Source organism: Bradyrhizobium sp. P5_C12, assembly GCF_054049735.1.
In genome coordinates this window covers 25,553-42,793 of sequence record NZ_JBFULU010000056.1, presented here as the reverse complement: position 1 = coordinate 42,793, position 17,241 = coordinate 25,553, and the positions used below count along the sequence as shown (strand labels likewise).

Annotated in this window: 14 protein-coding genes; 7 read left to right on the top strand and 7 right to left on the bottom strand. The window is 65.4% G+C overall.

Translation table 11 applies throughout. The annotated features are described in order from the left end of the window. Positions 1 to 1,251 precede the first annotated feature (1,251 nt). Positions 1,252 to 3,420: a TonB-dependent siderophore receptor gene (locus ACXJMY_RS32725; protein WP_456623472.1), complete on the top strand. Its 2,169-nt coding sequence runs from the start codon at positions 1,252 to 1,254 to the stop codon at positions 3,418 to 3,420. 98 nt (positions 3,421 to 3,518) lie between these two features. Here the strand turns inward: ACXJMY_RS32725 and ACXJMY_RS32720 are convergent, their stop codons facing one another. From ACXJMY_RS32720 to ACXJMY_RS32690, 7 genes are all read right to left on the bottom strand, one after another. Beyond that, the gene (locus ACXJMY_RS32720; protein WP_456623471.1) at positions 3,519 to 5,840 is read right to left on the bottom strand and encodes a molybdopterin guanine dinucleotide-containing S/N-oxide reductase; all 2,322 of its coding nucleotides are present in this window, start codon (positions 5,838 to 5,840) and stop codon (positions 3,519 to 3,521) included. 146 nt (positions 5,841 to 5,986) lie between these two features. Further along, positions 5,987 to 6,481 (bottom strand): flavin reductase, encoded by a 495-nt coding sequence (locus ACXJMY_RS32715; protein WP_456623470.1) that lies wholly within the window; start codon positions 6,479 to 6,481, stop codon positions 5,987 to 5,989. Between the two features lie 9 nt (positions 6,482 to 6,490). Further along, a complete protein-coding gene (locus ACXJMY_RS32710; RefSeq protein WP_456623469.1) occupies positions 6,491 to 7,753 on the bottom strand; it encodes a Zn-dependent hydrolase in 1,263 nt (420 codons plus the stop codon). A 5-nt stretch (positions 7,754 to 7,758) separates the two neighbouring features. Further along, positions 7,759 to 8,640, bottom strand: coding sequence for an alpha/beta fold hydrolase (locus ACXJMY_RS32705; protein ID WP_456623468.1), 882 nt, complete (start codon positions 8,638 to 8,640; stop codon positions 7,759 to 7,761). Positions 8,641 to 8,651: 11 nt separating this feature from the next. Beyond that, positions 8,652 to 9,791: a pyridoxal phosphate-dependent aminotransferase gene (locus tag ACXJMY_RS32700; protein WP_456623467.1), complete on the bottom strand. Its 1,140-nt coding sequence runs from the start codon at positions 9,789 to 9,791 to the stop codon at positions 8,652 to 8,654. 12 nt (positions 9,792 to 9,803) lie between these two features. Continuing rightward, on the bottom strand, positions 9,804 to 10,583 hold the full coding sequence (locus ACXJMY_RS32695) for an SDR family oxidoreductase (RefSeq protein ID WP_456623466.1): 780 nt from the start codon (positions 10,581 to 10,583) through the stop codon (positions 9,804 to 9,806). 67 nt (positions 10,584 to 10,650) lie between these two features. Further along, positions 10,651 to 11,487: a GntR family transcriptional regulator gene (locus ACXJMY_RS32690; RefSeq protein ID WP_456623465.1), complete on the bottom strand. Its 837-nt coding sequence runs from the start codon at positions 11,485 to 11,487 to the stop codon at positions 10,651 to 10,653. 146 nt (positions 11,488 to 11,633) lie between these two features. On the opposite strand from ACXJMY_RS32690, the gene ACXJMY_RS32685 reads away from it, so the two are divergent. The 6 genes from ACXJMY_RS32685 to ACXJMY_RS32660 are packed head-to-tail and all read left to right on the top strand — an operon-like array spanning position 11,634 to position 17,177. Continuing rightward, positions 11,634 to 12,470 (top strand): ABC transporter ATP-binding protein, encoded by an 837-nt coding sequence (locus ACXJMY_RS32685; RefSeq protein WP_456623464.1) that lies wholly within the window; start codon positions 11,634 to 11,636, stop codon positions 12,468 to 12,470. Beyond that, positions 12,467 to 13,261, top strand: coding sequence for a class II aldolase/adducin family protein (locus tag ACXJMY_RS32680; protein WP_456623463.1), 795 nt, complete (start codon positions 12,467 to 12,469; stop codon positions 13,259 to 13,261). The genes ACXJMY_RS32685 and ACXJMY_RS32680 overlap by 4 nt, the downstream gene beginning before the upstream one ends. 23 nt (positions 13,262 to 13,284) lie before the next feature. Then, positions 13,285 to 14,301: an ABC transporter substrate-binding protein gene (locus tag ACXJMY_RS32675; RefSeq protein WP_456623462.1), complete on the top strand. Its 1,017-nt coding sequence runs from the start codon at positions 13,285 to 13,287 to the stop codon at positions 14,299 to 14,301. Next, positions 14,298 to 15,113, top strand: coding sequence for an ABC transporter permease (locus ACXJMY_RS32670; RefSeq protein WP_456623461.1), 816 nt, complete (start codon positions 14,298 to 14,300; stop codon positions 15,111 to 15,113). Before ACXJMY_RS32675 ends, ACXJMY_RS32670 begins: the two co-directional genes overlap by 4 nt. Then, entirely contained in the window at positions 15,110 to 15,868 is a 759-nt protein-coding gene (locus ACXJMY_RS32665) for an ABC transporter permease (protein WP_456623460.1), read from the top strand. The genes ACXJMY_RS32670 and ACXJMY_RS32665 overlap by 4 nt, the downstream gene beginning before the upstream one ends. Before the next feature lie 4 nt (positions 15,869 to 15,872). Further along, entirely contained in the window at positions 15,873 to 17,177 is a 1,305-nt protein-coding gene (locus tag ACXJMY_RS32660; RefSeq protein WP_456623459.1) for an LLM class flavin-dependent oxidoreductase, read from the top strand. Positions 17,178 to 17,241: the final 64 nt, after the last annotated feature.

The following is a 17,241-nucleotide window of genomic DNA, read 5'->3' as shown; positions in this document are numbered from 1 at the left end:
CCTCCACATCGTCATTGCGAGCGCAGCGAAGCAATCCATGGTGACAGTCTGGATTGCTTCGCTGCGCTCGCAATGACGGAGCATGGGGCATCGGCTTCTTCTCCAACTACCACTGTCATTCTCCGCCACCGGGTCTCGCCTTCGGCGAGCCCGATGACAGGCTCCGGCGGGGAAGCCAGTACGCCGCGACCTCTCGGCTCAATCACAGCCGTCGGAATACTGGATCGCCCGGTCGAGCCGGGCGATGACGGCGAGTGTGTGGTGCAGACACGCCTTCGCATCCTCGCGGCTCAATTCGCCCGAGCTTTGCTTCGTCGCTCCGCCCTCTCAAAGCCAAGAGGGCGCAGGGAAGGCCGGGTGCCGGCTGGCACCCGCGGTCCGCTGCGCGAAAAGCACACGCAGGAAGAACCGCACAGCAGCATACAGGTGTAGCCAATCACTCGGCCTTCCCTGCGCAGTGGGTTGACGGCTTATGCCGTGCTCTCCCGGGAGCCGAGTTCCTTCTGGCCTCCCTCGCCCCGCGAATTGATGATGCCGTCCGCCCGGTTGGGCTCGCGAACATCTCCGCGACAGGCTTGACCGTAGCAACGACGGCCAGGACCACACGGTTTTGCCGTACGCGCGGCCCGCTTGTTCGCCGCATTATCCTCCGGCGTTGTCGACGTTGCCGGAAGAATGCTGGCGAGACGAACCTTTCAGCGCCGCTCATCCGCACGCRGTTTCGGGCTCACAGGGACTACCCGCCCTGCCCGCACCTTTTCGTGCCGACGCTGCCGCGTCCACCGCAACCCGGCTCGCGACACATGACGACACAAGATCGCCCCTCAAGGTCAAGCCGGGATGGGCGACACATACGCCATTTCCGAATTTCGGTAAAGTGGAATATTTTTGCGACGACGGCTCGACCGCCTCGCAGGTGTTTTGCCCGACGGGTCGCGACATGCCGTGGCGCACCGCCTGCAAGCGTTTCAAATTGTCAAAACGCGCTTTGAACCATTCCAAAATCGCTCACCGCGGATTCAAGCAATTCTATTTTGCGCGTGTGGAGTTTCCGTCGCTGCACCAATAGAAGTCCGCATCGATCAACGCGCGTCAGCATGCAGCAACGCGCGTTCGTGCCGATATCAGTGCGAACGGAATTGGGAATCATCGTCGGTGGGAATTGCTTCGTTTGAGAGGAGACATCGCTGGCTTGAAACCACAGCCGCGATCAACGTAACGCTGTTTGGTTCGGTCCTGTTCGGATCCGTCATGCCTTCCCAAGCACAGACCAGCAACCTGCCGCCGGTCACCGTCGAGGCGCCGACCCCGCCGAAGACCCGCAGCACCGCCGCGTCCAATCAGCGCACACGGTCGTCGCGTGYGGCCGCGGCGAACCGGCGCGCCAATTTGGCGGCCGATCGGAATCCGGCTCCGCAAGCGGCAGGACGCGCAGCTGGAGCGACAACCGGTTATGTCGCGACCACCAGCTCCGCCGGCACCAAGACCAACACGCCGTTGCTCGAAACGCCGCAGTCGCTCTCGGTCGTGACCAGGAAGGAGCTGGAAGATCGCAACGTCCAGACGCTCAAGGACGCCGTCAACTACACGCCCGGCGTCACGACTTCGGCGTTCGGCTACGATCCTCGCTTCGACAGCTTCTCGATTCGCGGCTTCGACGTGACTTACACCGGCATCTATCGGGATGGCCTGCGTCAGGGCGGCGGCAACTTCGCCATTCCCAAGATCGAGCCCTATGGGCTCGAGAGCGTGTCGATTCTTCGGGGACCGGCCTCCGGCCTGTATGGGCTTGGCTCCCCGGGCGGCATCGTCGACGTCACGACGAAGCGGCCGCCGATGACGGCGTTTGGCGAGGTCCAATTGCAGGCCGGCACTTACGACCGCTACCAGGGCGCCTTTGACGTCGGCGGACCGGTGCCCGGCAGCGATCAATTGTACTACCGGCTCACGGGCCTGCTGCGCGACGCGAAGACCTGGTTTCCCGGCAATGATGACGACCGCGCCTATATCGCGCCGGCCCTGACCTGGAAGCCGAACCTCGATTCGACGTTCACGATCCTCGGGGAATATCAGACCAGCCGGACCGCTGCGAGCATCGGAAACGCTCGCACGGTTGATGGGAAGCTGACCAACATCTACTCGAACGATCCGGCGTTCAGCGCCATGGGCCAGAAGCAGTACCGCATCGGTTATGCGTTCGAGCACAACGTCAATGACACCTGGACCGTGCGGCAGAATTTCCGATTTTATCAGGTCAACACCGACGCGAAATACACCCAGATCGACAACATCGACTATGCGACCCAAACCGCGTCGCGCTCCGCCTGGCGAATCGTGGATAATTTCAAGACCGCGACCCTCGACAATCAGGCCGAAGCCAAGTTCATGCTCGGCTCGGTCAAGAATACCGCTCTGTTCGGCGTCGACTACAGTCACTCCTACTACGACGACAAGATCGGATGGGGACCGGCGCCCGATCTCAATCTCCGGACCATGAACTACGGCGCCCAGGCGATCGCCTCACCGGCATTTTCGATCTTCACCAAGCAGTCGACCGACGAGGTGGGGGTCTACGCCCAGGAGCAGGCCAAGCTCGGAGGATTCATTCTGACGCTCAATGGCCGTCAGAGCTGGGTATCGCAGAGCACGACGACGACCCTGGACGGATCTCCGGTCACCCAGAAGCCGTCGGCCTTCACCGGTCGCGCGGGCCTCAGCTATCTCTTCGACAGCGGCGTGGCGCCCTATGTCAGCTACGCCACCTCGTTCAGCCCGCAAACCGGCGTGGACGCGACAGGGTCCACCTTCAAGCCGACCACCGGCGAGCAGACGGAAGCGGGCATCAAGTATCAGATGCCTCATGTTCCGTTGCTGTTGACCGGTGCCGTCTTCGACATCAAGCAGGACAATGTCCTGCGCACCAATGCCGACAACATCGCGTTCCAGGCGGCGACCGGACAGGTCGAGTCCAAGGGCCTCGAGCTCGAGGCCAAGCTGGCACTCAAGCCGGGCTTCGATCTCACCGCGGCCTATACCCACCTCAACGTCGTGATCACGCGAGGCAATACCGATACGACCGGCAATGAGTATTCCGGCATTCCCCGGGACTCGTTCGCAGCTTTCGGCAAATACACGTTCCAATCCGGCACGCCCGTGGAAGGGCTCGGCTTCGGCCTGGGTGCGCGCTATATCGGCGCAAATTTCGGCGACGATCAGAACACGTTCGAGAATTCAGCGGTCACATTGTTCGATGCCGTGATCGACTATGATCTCGGCAAGCTCGATCGGAGCTTCCGCGGCGCCTACATGCGCGTGAACGCGACGAATCTGTTCGACAAGAAGTATAACACCTGCCAGGCCGGCTATTGTTATGCTGGCGAGCGGCGTCAGGTGATCGGCACGTTGAGCTACCGCTGGTAGCCGCCGCCTCGCATCGGTTCGCGCCTGCGCCCGTGGTGAAGCGTGATGGGTTTCGCAAGTGCTCTACCCATCCTACGCTCCACCTCAAGAGCGGTGCCCTACACCGGATCGAACGCCCGGATCGGCGGCAGATTGCCCGTGAACTTCTCCACCTCCACCGCCGTCAGCTGGCCGGTGCAGCCTTGCGCGAAGGATGAGGTGCCGATGTCGCGGGTGAGCACGTTCGGGTTGCCGTGAACGCAAAGCGGCGCCTCGTCCTCGGGGTCCATCGGGTCGTACCAGGCGCCGGTCGGCAGCTGCACCACGCCGGGCGCGATGCCGTCGGTGACATGGACGGCGGCGAGACAGGCGCCGCGGTCGTTGAACAGGCGGATGATGTCGCCGTCCTTGATACCGCGAACCTCCGCATCGCGCGGGTTCATGCGCGCGACCTCGCGGCCGCGATGCTTTGCAGCCAGCGAATGCCCGCCGAAATCGAGCTGGCTGTGCAAGCGCGTCACCGGCTGGTTGGCGACGAGGAAGCACGGCGCGCCGGGCTTCGGCATGTCGGTCTTCTCCAGCCAGACCGGATGGCCGGGACAATCCGCATCGCCATGGCCCGCGATCTTCTGCGAGAAAATCTCGATGCGTCCGCTCGGCGTCGGCAGGGCATGGGCGACCGGATCCTCGCGGAAGCGGCGCAGCCTGCCGCCGTCGTCGGGCTGCTGCGGCACGACCAGGCTGCCGCGCTGCCAGAATTCCGCGAAGCTCGGGGCCTCGAGGCCGCGCGCTTCGAGCGAGGCGCGGGTCGGCTCGTAGAGATGTTCGAGCCACTCCCGTGACGTGCGGCCTTCGGTAAAGGGCTCGCGGGCGCCGAGACGGTCGGCGAGATCGGCGAAGATCTCGTAGTCGTCGCGCGCCAGCCCAAACGGCTCGGCGATGCGGTGCATCGCCACCATCAGGGGATCGTTGCTGGAATAGCCGATGTCCTCGCGCTCGAGCGTCATGGTCGAGGGCAGGACGATGTCGGCGTGCCGCGCCGTGGCGGTCCAGGCAAGCTCGTGCACGACCAGCGTGTCGACTTTCGCGAAGGCCTTGCGCAGGCGGTTGATGTCCTGGTGGTGATGGAAGGGATTGCCGCCGGCCCAATAGACCAGGCGGATGTCCGGATAGGTGCGGGTCTCGCCATTGTAGCGATAGGTGGCGCCGGGATTGAGCAGCATGTCGGCGATGCGCGCCACCGGAATGAAATCGCGGACACCGTTGCGGCCCTGCCCCAGCGTCGGCCCCGGCACGTCGTTGACGCGGCGGCCGTAATAGCCGATCGCCCCCAACGAATAGGCGTAGCCGCCGCCGGGCAGACCGATCTGGCCGAGCGCTGCCGCCAGCACCATGCCCATCCACACCGGTTGCTCGCCATGTTCGGCGCGCTGGAGCGAATGGGAGACGGTGATGAGCGCCCGCTTCCCGGCAAGGCGGCGGGCGAGCTTACGGATCGTCTCCGCAGCAACGCCGCAGATCGCGGCGGCCCATTCGGCGTGCTTTGCCTGCCCGTCGCTCTCGCCGGTGAGATAGCGCAGGAAGACCGGCCAGCCCTCGCTGTAGCGATCGAGAAAGGCCTGATCATGCATGTTGTCTGCGACCAGCGTGTGGACGATGCCGAGCATCAGCGCGGTGTCGGTGCCGGGCAAGCAGGGCATCCATTCGGCACCGGCCTCGACCGGCAGATCGTCCCGCAACGGGCTGACCAAAACGAACTCGCAGCCCCGCCGGCGCGCCGCGTCCATGGCGCCGCGCTCGACATGCTTGCTGATCGAGCCGCCGGCCACCATGGAGTTTTTCAGCGCCATGCCGCCGAACGCCAGCACGATCTCGGTCTCGGCCGCGATCTGCTCCCAGGTGATGTTGCGCTTGGTGATGTCCTCGTAACCCGCCAAGATCTGCGGCAGCAGCACCGAGGACGCGCCCGAGGAATAGGTGTTCACCGAGCGCACATAGCCGCCCATCGCGATGTTGAGGAAGCGATGCACCTGGCTCTGGGCGTGATGGAAACGGCCCGCGCTCGACCAGCCGTAGGAACCGCCGAACACGGCCCCGGGGCCGCGTGTGTCGCGGATGCGCGACAGCTCGTCGCCTAAGAGATCCAGCGCCTTCTCCCAACTGACGGAAACGAATTCATCGCGGCCGCGGCGGTCATCGGGACCGGGACCGCGTTCGAGCCACCCGCGGCGGATCGCCGGCTGGGCGATGCGCGCCTGGTGGCGCAGCGCGCCGGGGAAATTGTCGATGATACCGTTCGGATCGGGATCGCCCGCATAGGCCCTGACCTCGAGCCCGGCCGCGCCTTGACGCGCCGAGAACACGCCCCAGTGCGAGGTGTGCGGCTTGAAGCCGTCCGACAGGTCGAGGCCGGGATCGGGGAAGCCAATCGTCTCGCTCATCATCACGTCCTTATTCCAGCCCGGGGGGAAGGCAGGAATGCCGTTCCCGTCGCAATGCGCCGGACCAGTATACCGACCCGACCTTCCCGTGTCGTCGGGATCAGGACTGACAGAAACGCAGGGCGGCCGGGGCCAAACGGGCAACTTCAGTCGGAGGACGTCCCAACAGAGTGATAGGCGCGACCGAAATAGATCAGGTTGTCCGGGCGGCTGGATCTTTTCAGCGCCACGACCGGGCAGAACAGGACATCATGCGTGCCCACGGTGGCGACATCGGCAATGCGGCAATCGAACGCAGCCGCGCAGTCCGCGAGAACGGGCGCGCCGGTTTCGAGCGTCGACCACGTTGCCGCGGCGAACCGTTCCTGAACCGGCACCTTGCCGCCGAACAGCCGCGACAGCGGCTCGTGCCGCGCCGCCAACACATTCACGCACACGACGCCGTTCTGTATCACGCTCGCATAGGCCGATGACGTGCGGTTCAAACACACCAAAAGGGTCGGCGGATCGTCGGTGACACTGCACGCGGCCGACGCGGTGAAGCCGGCGCGGCCGGCGCGACCATCGGTCGTGACGATGTTGACCGCCGCGCCGAGGCACGCCATCGCATCGCGGTAGTCCTGGCCGCCAATCTTCGTCATTGCAGTTTCTCACATGCCTGGGGCAAAGAGCTGCCCGGCAAACGCAAGCCCATGCAAGACCTCCGCCAGGACCGAGGCACCGGCGGCGACATGGGCAGGCTCCGCCCATTCGTGCTCGACATGACTGGCACCGTCCCGGCAGGGGATGAAGATCATTGCCGCCGGACACAGCTTGCTCAGATGGCGCGCGTCGTGGCCGGCCGCCGACAGGATGGCCATGGCCGGGACGTCCTGGTCGCGCGCGGCCCGTGCGATCCGCGCCCGCAAGCGCGGATCGAACGCATTGGAGGGCGCGTCGACCAGCGGCGTCACCGTGACCCGGCACGGCGGCGCATGCCGGCTGCAGAGCGCCGCGATACGCGCGCCCGCCGCCCCAAGGACAGCATTGTCCGGATGGCGCAGATCGATGCTGAAGGTCACCCGCGACGGCACCACCGACGGCGCGTTGGGTTCGACCGTGACGCGGCCGATGGTGAACTTGATGTCGGCATCGATCGCGCCGATCTCGGCATCGAGTGCGGCCGCCATCCGGGCGAACGCGGCGAGCGCATCGCGCCTGTCCTGCTGAGCCAGGGTCCCGGCATGTCCTTCGGCGCCTTCGACCACCACCTGAAAGGTCTTCTTGCCCTGGATGCCGGTGACGACGCCGATCGTGCATGCCGCCGCTTCCAGCAAGGGGCCCTGCTCGATGTGCAGTTCGAGATAGGCGCCGACGGCAAAGCCGAGCGGCCTGTGCGGCAGATCGGGAAAGGCCGCATGGAGCCGGTCCAGCGCCTCGCCGACGCTGATGCCGCTGGCATCGCGCGCAGCGCGAATGGCCGCAAGGCTGCGCTCGCCCGCAAACGCTTCCGAGCCCATCATGCCGGGGGCGAAACGACAGCCCTCCTCGTTCATCCAGGCGACCACGATGACGTCACGCACCGGCATCTCGCCCCGCGCGGCGAGCGAGGCGACGACCTCGAGCGCCGCCATCACGCCGGCCGCACCGTCGAACTTGCCGCCGGTCGGCTGGCTGTCGAGATGGCTGCCGACCAGCAGCGGCGGCGCCGCACGGTCACGTCCGGCGAGCGTGAGGAACAGATTGCCGGCCGCGTCGGTCGACGCCGTCAGGCCCGCTTCCACCGCCCAGGCGATCACGCGATGCCAGGCCGCGATTTCACCATCGCTCAGGGCCTGACGGTCGACACCACCGGCGGGCGTCGCCCCGATCTCGGCCAGCGCCATCAATCGCGTCCAGAGCCGATCGGGATCGATCAGGGAGTTGGCAGCCATCGGTCTTACTTCGTGCGCATGATCTGGCCCGGCAGCGCGCGCGGATCGCGCGGCAGCCAGCGCCCGGCCTCGACCTGGGCCAGGAATTCGGCGAGCAGCGCGTTGAACGCCGCGGGCTCCTCGAGATTGAGGGTATGGCCGGTCTTGGGAAACACCGACAGGCCACAGGCCGGAAGCGTCTTCTTCAGGAAGATGCCCGGCTGCAGGCAGTGGTCGTCCTCGTCGCCGACGACGACCAGCGTCGGCACCATGATTTTCTTCAAACCGTCTTCGAGATCGTAGAAAGACGGCCGCCGCGCCTGCACGCCGCGCATGGTGTTGGCAGCACCACGATCGGAATGGGTGGCGAGGCGATCGGCGAACTCCTGCCAGCCGCGCGGATCCTTGTTCTGGAATTGTACGCGGCTCGCGCCCAGCGCGTAGATCTTGGAGAATTCCTTGGCGCCCTGCTGCTCGAAATTGTCGGCAACCTCGAGCGAGACGCCGCGAAAATAGTCTTCGTGCTCCTTCTCGCAGCCATAGCCGGCGCCGGCGACCGTGAGCGACAGCGCACGCTCCGGCGTGCGCAACCCGAAATGCACCGTGCAGAAGCCGCCCATCGAAAGCCCGACGATGTGCGCCTTCTCGATCTTCAACGCATCCAGCACCGCAACCGCATCGTCCGCGGCGAGCGCCTGCGAATAGGCCTCCACGCTCTCCGGCACATCCGATGGCGGATAGCCGCGTGCGGCGTAGGTGATGCAGCGGTGACGGCGGCTGAAGTAGCGGAGCTGCGGCTCCCAGCTGGCGTGATTGCCGCCGAATTCATGGATGAACAGGATCGGCGTGCCCTCGCCCGCCTGCTCGACATAGAGCTTCACGCCGTCCTTGGTCGTGATCATCGTCATCGGCATCGTCCCTAGAATTGCGGCGGCAGGTCGTTGAGCATGCGCGCCTGCGCCACCATCTCCGGCAACAGCGTACAGAACTTCTCGACCCAGCCTGACGGCACGGAGGTCGAGACCTTCACGAACCGGTCGCCGAAACGCTGCGTGTGGTAGGTACCCTGGCGGATCATGATGCCCTGCCGGCGATAGCATTCGACCAGCGCCTCGGGGCGGATCCCCGCCGCGATGGTCTCCAGCACCAGGAAATTTCCGTGCGACGGCATGATCGGCAGCGCCAGCCCTTCGATCGCGGCAGCGGCTTCACCGATCATGGCCTTGTTGGCCCGGTCGATGCTCCGCACCCTCTTCATCCATTCGGCCTTGACCGAAAGACCCGCCTGCGCCGCGCGCTGGGCAATCACACTGGCACCGAGAACGCTGGTGGAGACCTGTGCCAGCTCCTCGAACAGGTCAGGCGCGGCCACGAGTGCGCCGATGCGCAAGCCGGCGAGCCCGAGCCATTTCGAAAAACTCATGGAGACGACGGCGCCTTGCGGCGCCACGTGCAGCGCCGGGGTGTGGCCATCGGCGAAATCGCGGTAGGTGCAGTCATGCACCAGCAGCGCGCCGCAATCGCGCGCGATCGCGGCAAAGCTCTCGATCTCCTCGCGCGTATAGCGGATGCCGAGCGGATTGTTGGGATCGACGAGATAGATGATCGCGGTGCGCTCGTCGACATGGGCCTTCAGCGCCGCGGCCGTCAGCCGGTAATTGCAGGCGGGATCGTAGATCGGGATCTCGATCACCTCGGCGCCCTGCTGGCGGGCGAACAGGCACGGCCATTTCCAGGTCGGATCGGTGGTCACCAGCGTGGTGCCGGGCTTGCAGCGCGCCCGGCAGATCATCGCCAGCGCATTGACGCCGCCTTCGGTGACGAGCGCCTCCGCACCGGGCGTGCCGAGATCGGCGACGATCGCGCGGCGCAGCGCCTCGAAGCCGAGCGGCGGGGCATAGGCGTTGAACTCGCCCTGCTCGATCGAGCGCAGCATCGCCTCGCGCACCGCGGGGTGGCTTTCGATGTGGTTGGTGTTCTGGCCGAGCCAGTAGAGCCCCGGCGTCGCCGACAGCTCGTCGAAATAACGGTTGCGGATCAGTGCTGCGGATTCAGGCATCGCTACGCCGCCTCAGATCACGGAGCCGCGGGAGGCGATGCCGCCATCGATCGTCACCACCGTGCCGGTGATGTAGGCGGCCCTTGGCGAGGACAGGAAGGCGACCAGATCGGCGACCTCCTCCGACGTCGCCGGACGCTTGCCGGGATATTTGTCGAACAGCTCCTCCCAGCGGCTCTCGTCGCCGAGCATGTCGATGGATTTGCGCTTCATGATCTTGAGCATGCGGTCGGTGGCGACCGGCCCCGGATTGACGGCGACGACGCGCACGCCGTGATCGAGGCTCCTGCCGCCGAGCGCCTTGGTAAAGGACATCAGCGCCGCATTGCCGGTCGAGCCCGCGATGTAGCTCGCATCCCAGTTCTCACCGGAATTGCCGATGATGTTGATGATCACGCCGTCCTTGCCCTTCATGCGCGGATAATAGAGGCGCGACAGCGTGATGTAGCCGAACACCTTGAGGTCGAAGCCGCGGCGCCAGGCGGCATCATCGAGGATCTCCAGCGATCCGGCCGGGATATCGCCGGCATTGTTGACGAGGACGTCGATGTCGCCGACCGCGGCGGCGAGCTGCTCCATCGCCTCGGTGCTCGACAGGTCGAGCGCATGAACGGTGACCTTGATGCCATGGCGCGCCTCGAGGTCCCGCTTGGCCTGGATCATGGCCTCGCCGTTCCGGGCCGCCAGATGCAGGTGGCACCCTTCGGCGGCGAACACCTCGGCGACCGCAAGCCCGATACCCTTGGACGCACCGGTGACCAGCGCCGTCTTGTTCGTGAGCTTCAGTTCCACGCAACGTCTCCAGAATGCAAATCTTGATATACAATATCAAGCAATTTGCATACCAAGAGCCGGCTGGTCATTCGAAGGCGGCCAGGAAGTCCAGCAGATTGTCGCCGAGCAGGTTGACGTGATCGCGCATCGCGCTGTGCGCCCGCTCCGCGTCATGGGCGAGGATCGCCTGCATGATCGCCTCGTGCTCACGGATCGTATCGGCGATCCGGTTCGGCATCCGCGTCACCCGGCGCCGATAGGCCGCCACCTGATTGCGCAGCTTGCGGGTCTGGTCGGCCAGGAAGGCGTTGCGCGAGGCCTCGTAGATCGCCTCGTGGAATTCCTGATTGATATCGTAGAACAGATCGATGCCGCCGGTCTCGCTGGCAGATATAAGTCTCTGATGGATCTCTGAAATCTCGTCACCCCAGGCCTGCGATACGCGCCGTGCGGCAAGCCGGGCGCAGAGCCCTTCGAGCTCGGCCATGACCTGGAACATCTCGATCAGCGCCTGCGCCTTGATGGCGCGGACGGTCGCGCCCTGCCGGCCGCGCAACTCGACCAGATTGTTGGCGGCCATCAGGCGGAACGCCTCCCGCACCGGCGTGCGCGAGACCCCGAAGCGCTGCGCGATCTCCTGCTCGTCAAGCCGGCTGCCAGGCTCCAGATGTCCCGCCGCAATCGCGCCCTCGAGCTTCTGACGCAGGCTCTCCGCGAGCGTCATCCCGGCCCCCACGGACAGCAGATTGTCACCATTTTTGGCACGACCGCCTCCGCTTTGTGCACCAAGGCCCGTCATCTTGTTCCTCAATATTCGATTCACGTATACAAATTCAGGCCAAACTCCACCGAACCGACCTGATTTCGCGCCGGGAAGCCGGCGACTCATCCGCATTAGACAGCGAAGTCCGGCAAATTTCATGCCTATTCCGCCGAAACTGCCGCTGGCACACGAGTTGCTAAGAGATTTCAGGACCGGCGGCCTTCGTATGCGCAAGGCGGCCATCATTATACAAGGCAGCCAATCCAGTGCCGGCCGCGCGCCAGACCCAAGCCCAGACCCAAGCCATGCCCGATGGGGCCTCGCCGAACGGGGCGCAAAAGCCCGCGCCGCTGCTCGAGCTGGGCGCGGTGAGCAAGACCTACGGTGCCGTGACCGCGTTGGCGGGCCTGACCGCCAGCATCGCCCCCGGCGAGTTCGTCACGGTGGTCGGTCCGAGTGGCTGCGGCAAGAGCACGCTCTTTAATATCGTCGCAGGACTGGAAGAGCCCGATGCCGGCGGCATCCTGCGCTTCGAGGGCAGGAGCTGCCATGCCGCCGACCTGCTCGGCCGCGTCTCCTTCATGCCGCAGCGCGACCTGCTGTTTCCCTGGCGCAACGTGATCGACAACGCCATCCTCGCGCTCGAGGTCGAAGGCGTGCCGCGGGCGGAGGCGCGCGCCAAGGCGCTCAAGATGCTGCCCGAGTTCGGCCTCGCCGGTTTCGAGAAGCAATATCCCCATCAATTGTCCGGCGGCATGCGTCAGCGCGTGGCCTTGATGCGCACCTTCCTGTTCGAACGCGACTTGATGCTGCTCGACGAGCCGTTCGGCGCGCTCGATGCGCTGACGCGGGCGATGATGCAGCGCTGGCTGCTCGACGTCTGGCAAAAGTACCGGCGCACCATTCTGTTCATCACCCATGACGTCGACGAGGCGATCTTCCTCGGCGACCGCGTGCTGGTCATGACCGCCCGCCCCGGCTCCGTGAAGCTCGAGCAGCTCGTCGATCTGCCGCGGCCGCGCCGGCCCGATATCGTCACCGCTCCCGAATTCATCCGCCTCAAGCGCACGCTGCTCGACGCGATCGAGGAGGAGAGCATGAAATCGTTCCAGTCCACAATCGCACAGGAGAAGGCGACGTGAATCCCTCGTCAGCGAGCCCGGTGCTCCCGGCCGCCGCGCGGCGGTTCGATCCGGCCGAATGGGAGGCGCGGGTCAGGCTTGCCGCCTGCTACCGCATGGTGGCGAAGCTCGGCATGGACGATCTGATCTACAATCACATCTCGCTGCGCGTTCCCGGCCATGACGACCAGTTCCTGATCAATCCCTACGGCCTGCTGTTCGACGAGATCACCGCCTCGAGCCTGGTGAAGATCAACACCAAGGGCGAGACGCTCGACGATACGCCGCACAGCGTCAATGTCGCGGCGTTCGTCATCCATGCGGCGATCCACCAGTCGAGCCATGACGCCGCCTGCGTGCTGCACACGCATTCCGACGCCAGCGTCGCCGTCTCCGGCCAGGAAAAGGGCCTGCTGCCGCTCAGCCAGTTCGCGATGCGCTTCTACGAACGGCAGGCGTTCCACGACTACGAGGGCGTCGCCATCGATCTCGACGAGCAGGCGCGGCTGGTGCGCGATCTCGGCCCGCACAAGGTCATGCTGATGCGCAACCACGGCATCCTGACCGTCGGCCGGACCGCGGGCGAGGCCTTCATGCTGCTGTATTATTTCGAGCGTGCCGCCCGCATCCAGCTGCAGATGCAGGCCGCCGCCGCGGCAGGCGCCAGGCTCGTGATCCCGCCGCACGAGGTCTGCGAGAAGGCCGCGCGGCAGTTCTGGGAGTTGCAGGGCGACATCCTCGTTCCCGGCGAACGCGAATGGCCCGCTCTGATGCGCCAGCTCGACCGCACCGATCCATCTTATCGCGATTGATTTTCACCGTCTGGAGTATGACCATGTTGAGCCGACGCCACGCCTTCTCCGTCCTCTCCGCCATCGCACTGGCAACCGGCTCGCTTGTCGCGGCGGCGCCCGCGGCCGAGCCGCAGAAGGCGAGCCTGCGCCTGAAATGGCTGCCACAGGCGCAGTTCGCGGGCTTCTATGTCGCGGCCGCCAAGGGCTACTACAAGGCGGAAGGAATCGATCTCACCATCAATCCCGGCGGCCCCAACCTGCTGACGGAAAATCTGGTTGCAACCGGCGCCGACACGTTCGGCCTGTCGGGCGGCACCGACAGCGTGTTCGCGGCCCGCGACAAGGGACTTCCAATCGTCTGCATCGGCGTGTCGCACCAGATCACGCCGTTCATCTTCGTCACCCGCAAGGACGGACCGGTCAAGACGCTCCAGGACTTCAAGGGCAAGACCGTCACCACCTGGTTCACCGGCGCCAACCACGTGCTGAACGGCATGCTGGCCAAGGAAGGCATCAAGGCCGACGAACTCAAGATCCAGCCGCAGCAGGTGTCGGTGACGCCGTTCGTCGACGGCAATGTCGATGTGATCACCGCGACCTATTATAACGAGTTCTACACGATCCAGTCGCGGATGCCGAAGGACAGCCTGAAGACCTTCGTCGCCGAGGATTACGGCATCACCTTCCCGCGCGACACACTGATAGTCTCGGAGACGACGGCGAAGGAGAAGCCGGAGCTTGTCAAGGCGTTCCTGCGCGCGTCGCTGAAAGGCTGGAAGGACGCCTTCTCTGATCCCAAGGGTGCCGTCGATACCGTGATGGCGGTAGCCCCGACGCTCGACCGCGCGCAGCAGGAGTTCATGCTCACCGAAGTGAAGCGTCTGATGACCGCAGGCGCGGCCGCGAAGAACGGGATGTTCTGGATCGACGCCGATGCGGTCAAGACCGCCCACGACTTCTTCCTCAAGTACGGCGTGATCTCCAAGCCGCTCGATCTTGCCGCCGCCTATGACGCCAGCTTCATCCAGAGCATCCCTGCGGCGGACCGGCTGCCGTGAGCAGCCCTGCGGCGACATCGCTTGGTGACGGCCGCGCGAGTGCGCGGTCGATCACGATACCGGATTGGCTGCGCAAGCTGATCCGGCTCCTGCTCGGTCTCGCGGTCGCGGCAGTCGTCTGGGAAGGCGCAGTGCTGCTGTTCGGCATCCGGCCCTATTATCTGCCGCGGCTGAGCACGATCCTGATGACGATGGCGGCGACGCCGCGCCCCTATATCGACGGCTTCCTGCGCACGCTCGCCGAAACGCTGATCGGCTTTGCCGCCGGCGGCGCGTTCGGCGTGCTCGCCGGCATCGCGTTCTTCCGGGCACGCGCGCTGCGCGAGATGATCTTTCCGATCTTCGTGGTGTCGCAGACCATTCCCGTGATCGCGTTCGGCGCGCTGGTGGTGCTGTGGTTCGGCAACACGCTGCTCGCCAAGGCAGTGATCGCGTTCTACCTCACGTTCTTTCCGGTCACCGTCAACACGTTGCTCGGCCTCGAGACCGTCGATCCCAGGCAGGTGGCGCTGATGCGCAGCTTTGGCGCCTCCAATCGCCAGCTCCTCATGCGCCTGCAGCTTCCGACCGCGCTGCCGCAGATCTTCGTGGCGCTGCGGCTCGCCGCGTCCCTGAGCCTGGTCGGCGCGATCGTCGGCGAGTGGTTCGGCGACACCACCGGCCTCGGCGTCTTGCTGCTGCAAGCCATGTTCACCGAGAACGTGGTGGCGATCTGGGGCGCGCTGCTCGCAGCCGCCCTGCTCGGCACCGGCTTCTATGCAGTCGTCGCCGCGATCGAGCGGCGCCTGGTGTTCTGGAGCGCCGAGCAATGAACGGCGCGCTGACGTCCTCCTCGCTCGCCGTGCAGCGCGGCATCCTCGGCGCCGTCATCATGGTCGCATGCTGGGAAGGCGCGGCACGCGGACTGCATCTTCCGGCCTATATCCTCCCTGCCGTCAGCGACATCCTGGCCGGCGTCTGGTCGAAGCGCGCGCCGCTCGCGGATGCCGCCGGCTACACCCTGCTCGAGGCGCTGGTCGGCTATGGGCTCGGCTGTCTGATCGGCATTGGCCTCGCGGTTGCGATCGCGATGCTGCCAGCGCTCCGCGCGGTCATCCTGCCGCTCGCCACCGCGATCAACTCGGTGCCCGTGGTCGGCTATTCCCCGCTGATCCTGCTCTGGTTCGGGATCGGCATCAGCTCGAAGGTCGTGATGGTGGCGATGGCGGTGAGCTTCACCGTGCTGCTGTCGACGCTGGCGGGGCTCGATCGCGTCGATCGCCGCGCCATCGACCTGATGCGCAGCTTCGGTGCCGGCCGCCTCGGCATCCTGTGGCGGCTGAGGCTGCCGACCGCGCTGCCGCTGCTGCTCGCCGGCATGCGCGTCTCGACCGTCCGCAGCGTCATCGTCGCGATCGTCACCGAGATGCTCGGCGCCGAGGGCGGCCTCGGCTGGGTGATCTACCAGGCCGTGCTGCAGATCGATTTCGTGCAGGTCTGGTCGGCGATCTTCGTGGCATCGGCGGCGAGCCTCGCCTTCTTCGGGCTGATCGGCTTCCTCGAACGCAGAATCCTGTTCTGGAGTTAACGCCATGAAACGGCAAATGCATCTCGGGCTGTTCATCCTGGGCACCGGCAGCCACGTCGCCGGCTGGCGCTATCCCGGCGCGGTCGACAGCTTCCAGGATTTCGCCGCGATCCAGGAGATCGGCCGCACCGCCGAGCGCGGCAAGTTCGACCTGATCTTCATGGGCGACAATCTCTACGCCGATGCAAGCGCGCATCCCTCCTACACGCTGCGGCTGGAACCGCTGACGATGCTGGCTGCGCTCTCGACGTCGACCAGCCATATCGGGTTGGGCGCCACCGTTTCCACCACCTACAGCGATCCGTTCACGGTCGCGCGCGTGTTCGCCTCGCTCGATCATATCAGCAACGGCCGCGCCGCGTGGAATGCGGTGACGACGGCAAATCCGGCAACCGCCGCCAATTTCGGCACCACCCATCCCGACCACGCCCGCCGCTACGAGATGGCAGGCGAATTCCTCGATGTCGTCAGCGGGCTGTGGGACGGCTGGGCCGACGACGCGATCGTCGCCGACCGCGCCAGCGGGCTCTACATCGATCCCGCCAGGCTGCGATCGATTGATCACGACGGCACATTTTTCAAGGTCAAGGGCCCGCTCAACATCGGCCGCAGTCCGCAGGGTCATCCGGTCGTGCTCCAGGCCGGCGGCTCCGAGGCAGGACAGGCGCTCGCCGCGCGCACCGCGGATATCGTATTCTCGGTGGTGCAGGACATCGGCGAGGCCAAGGCCGGGTATGCGTCACTGAAGGACCGCCTGCCGGCGTTTGGCCGCAAGCCGGAGGACGTCACCGTGTTGCCGGGCGTGATGCCCATCGTCGGCCGCACCGACAAGGAAGCGTTCGAAAAGCTCAATGTGCTACAGAGCTTCGTCAGCGGCAGCAACGCAATCGCCATTCTTTCCGATCGCTTCGGCCGGGACATGTCGGCCTACGACCTGGATGGACCGGTTCCCGATCTCGAGCCGTCCGACAGCTATCACAGCTTCGCCAGCGTCATGCTCGCCAAGGCGCGGCGCGAGAACATGACGTTGCGCGATCTCTACAATCTCACCGCCGCCGCACGTGGCCATTGGGTGCTGTGCGGCTCGGCCGAGCGCATCGCCGATACGCTCCAGCAATGGTTCGACGACTACGCCGCCGACGGCTTCAACGTGATGCCGCCGTATTTCCACGAAGGTTTCGAGGATTTCGTCCAGCTCGTGGTGCCGATACTTCAGGAGCGAGGCCTGTTCCGCACCGACTATCAGGGAACGACACTGCGCGACCATTTGGGCCTGTCGCGACCGAGGAATGCGCTTTTCCCAACATGAAGGCGAGCACGAAGACCTTGAACCTGGGACCCGCCGATTAAGAGGCAGCCACGGGTTCAGAACA